The 3,080-nt window shown below is 52.7% G+C and carries 3 protein-coding genes and 2 pseudogenes; all 5 read right to left on the bottom strand.

Annotated features, from left to right (window positions below; all coding sequences use genetic code 11):
* Positions 1–375, bottom strand: a pseudogene (locus QKD99_RS11360) (transposase); the annotation flags it as partial.
* Positions 376–427: 52 nt separating this feature from the next.
* Positions 428–1,087, bottom strand: a pseudogene (locus tag QKD99_RS11355) (replication initiation protein); the annotation flags it as partial.
* 525 nt (positions 1,088–1,612) lie between these two features.
* Positions 1,613–1,879 (bottom strand): hypothetical protein, encoded by a 267-nt coding sequence (locus QKD99_RS11350; RefSeq protein ID WP_150851485.1) that lies wholly within the window; start codon positions 1,877–1,879, stop codon positions 1,613–1,615.
* Positions 1,876–2,466: a ParA family protein gene (locus QKD99_RS11345; protein WP_347951477.1), complete on the bottom strand. Its 591-nt coding sequence runs from the start codon at positions 2,464–2,466 to the stop codon at positions 1,876–1,878. Before QKD99_RS11345 ends, QKD99_RS11350 begins: the two co-directional genes overlap by 4 nt.
* 130 nt (positions 2,467–2,596) lie before the next feature.
* Positions 2,597–2,863: a ribbon-helix-helix domain-containing protein gene (locus QKD99_RS11340; protein WP_023031156.1), complete on the bottom strand. Its 267-nt coding sequence runs from the start codon at positions 2,861–2,863 to the stop codon at positions 2,597–2,599.
* Positions 2,864–3,080: the final 217 nt, after the last annotated feature.

The following is a 3,080-nucleotide window of genomic DNA, read 5'->3' as shown; positions in this document are numbered from 1 at the left end:
GACGTGCACCCTTGGGCACCATCCGGGGAGTAAACGTGCCGGCACGATCCCTAGGCACGGTCACTTCCACCGCGCCGTAGCCAGAATTGACGGTCTTGGTGTACGACCCGTTGCGGTGATTATTGCCCTGTGTGGTTTCCACCTGGGCTTTCGTCTTGCGGTCAGAGTGGCCGTAGCCCAAGTGCGCATCCATCTCCGCCTTAAGGCCAGCGTTGATTGATGCCTGTAGCAGGCCTTTGACCAGCTCGCTTGCATCATCAGCGGAGCTCGACAGCTCGCTAATCAAGCTGGCGATTTCAGGGTTTTCCATCAGCTTCTCGCTGATCTCGTTGACCCTCGCCGGGTCATGGTTTTCTTCGGTGACACCGTAGTCATTATCGGTGAAACTCCTTCTAGATCAGAGCCTCACACACAAACTTCCTGACACCCTTGTAATCCACAGCACGCGCACACCGTCAATAAGCTCCGGATCGTATTGGTCAAGACCATCAGCGATTTCAGCATCTACGTCCTGGGCAAGAGCTTTAAATGCTTGGGCTTCCTCGCGACGGGTTTTAACTGCATTGATAAGTTCCCGGCCAGAGGAAAACTGTTGGCGCGGGGCGGGGTTGAACTGGTCGTGTCCTGCCATGTCCCTCACCTTTTTTACCAAGTCTCCAAGACGCATCACCCGGTTGTGCTGCCTGTACCAACGATAAGCCGTAGGAGCCTTACCGGTATAGAACGGGTTGCGACTAAAGCGGTGAGAAAAATGCGGATCGTGGTCTAAAAGCTCACCTAGTACGCGCGTAGTTGCTGCCAGCAACTTCATCTGCGCTGATTTACCACCCCGGTCAGCGTAGACAGGGTCAATAAGCCAAATGAACTGAGCTTTCCCGTTAGTCGGGTTGATTCCCACCCAAGCCGGCCCGATGGTGTGCGAAATAAGTGAGCGCACCACACTACGTACATAAGGGTTTAAGTCTGCGGGGTCACCACCGGCTGTTCCTATCTGGTCAACGTCAACAACCAGGACGGCGGCATACTGCTTACTGGTAAGCATGACGTACTCGCACCGTCCTAAAGCCTCAGTGTCGAAGCGATACATGCGCGGCGAGTTCGTACCGTCAGCATTACGCATATAAGACTTGGAAAAATCCCGTCCAACAGACCCGTGGAGCACCTCGCGGCCTAAATGCGCGCGGAGCAAGTCGCGGTCACTGGCGGATGCTGGGGTGTTATCCAGCCCGCCACGATCTGGTTCGACACGGGTAGGTGTTTTAATGTGCGCGTTTTGCGCGTAAGCCTGTAGACTCATGGCCATGCTTTCTCCCAGAGATGAGCTGGGTGATAAGCGAAAGTCACTGGGTTGCCGCCCGGTGGCTTTCTTCGTTTTCACTGTCTCCCACCGACTCTAAATGACACCAGTGTCATTTAGTAGTCATGACACGCGAAAAATGTGCCTTTTACCTGCAGTTACGCATGGCTTTCCATGTGTAACTGTTTTCGTCTGCAGATCTACTTCCCCATTTTCTCGTGCGCATATTTACCGTCACTGCGGTGGGGATGACGCATGTGGAACTGCTGGGTTTACAGGAATACATCTTTACATAACCTGTATTCCTGTAAACCCTTATTTATTGTTGCGCACGTATTCTTCGAGGTAGTTGCTGACAATCTCGCGTATGGTCACTCCTTTTTGCGCGGCGATGACTTTGAGTTCTGAGTGAAGTTCTCGGTCAATTTCGACGGTCATCTTCTTGACGTAGTCGCGGCCGGTGGGTTGGTGGAATGCACCTCGTACTGTTTTCTTCTCCACTGCCGGGGTCGGCTTTGCGGTTTTCTTTGTCGAGGTTCGCGGGCCTTGCTGTGCTCTGGCGCGTTCTTTGCTGGTGCTCATTTCATCATCTCCATGAGTTCGTCTGCGACCTGTTCATAGCCGTGCATGTCTGGGCCTGGGCAGTAACCGAAGGCTAGGTGCATGTCCTCGCGTAGCGGTATTTCGGTTTTAAAGTGGGGCATTTGTTCTGCATCAAGCGCTTCTCGTGCAGCATCAAGGGCACTGGTGCCTTTCCTGGCAAACGTCAGCAGGACTGCATGTGGTGTTCCGCTAACTGCGTCGCGCAGTTCCCACACGCGGGAAAGGTCAGCGGCAGCAGAACGGGTCGGAAGAATGATGAAGTCACTGACAGCGATTGCTGCTTCGATAGCGTTCTCGTCTCCTGGCGGTACATCGATGAACATGAACTCATCGTCTCCGACGAGTGCTGCTTGCCTATCAACGCGCTTGGGAATGGACAGCTCAACCTCAAACGGTAAAGGATCGCCTCCGTCTTCCGCGCGTTCAGACCATTCCAGAGCTGAGCCCTGTCGGTCTAAGTCTGTGACAGTCACGGTCTTTCCTAGGTGGGCGAAAACCGTAGCGAGAAACATCGTTGTAGTGGTCTTGCCAACGCCACCCTTGACGTTAATGGCAGTAATGATCATGGCTTCTCCTAAGTGGATGCGTCATTGCGTCTACTAGTTTACAGATTTCAGTAAATACTGCTTTACAGGTCTACAGGCATACGGTCATACAGCTTGCTGTAAACTCTAAACGTGCTGGTAGCTGAGTATTTTAGTTCTCTTTATTGTCATGCTCTACAGACAGACCGGCGAGCATGATGCGGTAAAACTCGTTTTCAATGCTCTTGTCTTCGAAGTCCGCTGCGACGTGCTCCCAGTGATATTCCTCTAGCTGGGGCAGCATCGCAGTAACTGCCATCTTGAGGTAGAAGCCACGACTGCGACCAGTCCGAGCACACAAAGTATCTAAGCGCTCAATGATGTCTTCTGGCATCCGTACAGATACCACTCGTCCTGACTTGTGGGGGCCTTGAACCATGGCTGGAAGTCCTTTCACTTATTGCGTAAACAATGTTTACAGTTTGCTTCGCGACGGTGTAGATATTTTCCACAGTGGTAACTCTCCACTGTGTAAACATTGTTTACCATAGGCTCGGAGTCGGCGAGAAGGGGACGGACTTTTACTAAAGCTCTGGGCCGTCGTTGCTGGGGGTGTTGTCTAGCCAGTTGTCTTGGTCATTGTCGTAGTCGTTAGG

It is taken from the genome of Corynebacterium sp. c3Ub_189 (genome assembly GCF_039907195.1).
Classification (GTDB): Bacteria; Actinomycetota; Actinomycetes; order Mycobacteriales; family Mycobacteriaceae; genus Corynebacterium.
This window is presented reverse-complemented; position numbering and strand designations above follow the sequence as displayed.

What these genes read in the sequence shown, in the direction of transcription:
- QKD99_RS11350 (WP_150851485.1), bottom strand. Translation starts at nt 1,879, where the DNA reads ATGAGCACCAGCAAAGAACGCGCCAGAGCACAGCAAGGCCCGCGAACC.
- QKD99_RS11345 (WP_347951477.1), bottom strand. Translation starts at nt 2,466, where the DNA reads ATGATCATTACTGCCATTAACGTCAAGGGTGGCGTTGGCAAGACCACT.
- QKD99_RS11340 (WP_023031156.1), bottom strand. Translation starts at nt 2,863, where the DNA reads ATGGTTCAAGGCCCCCACAAGTCAGGACGAGTGGTATCTGTACGGATG.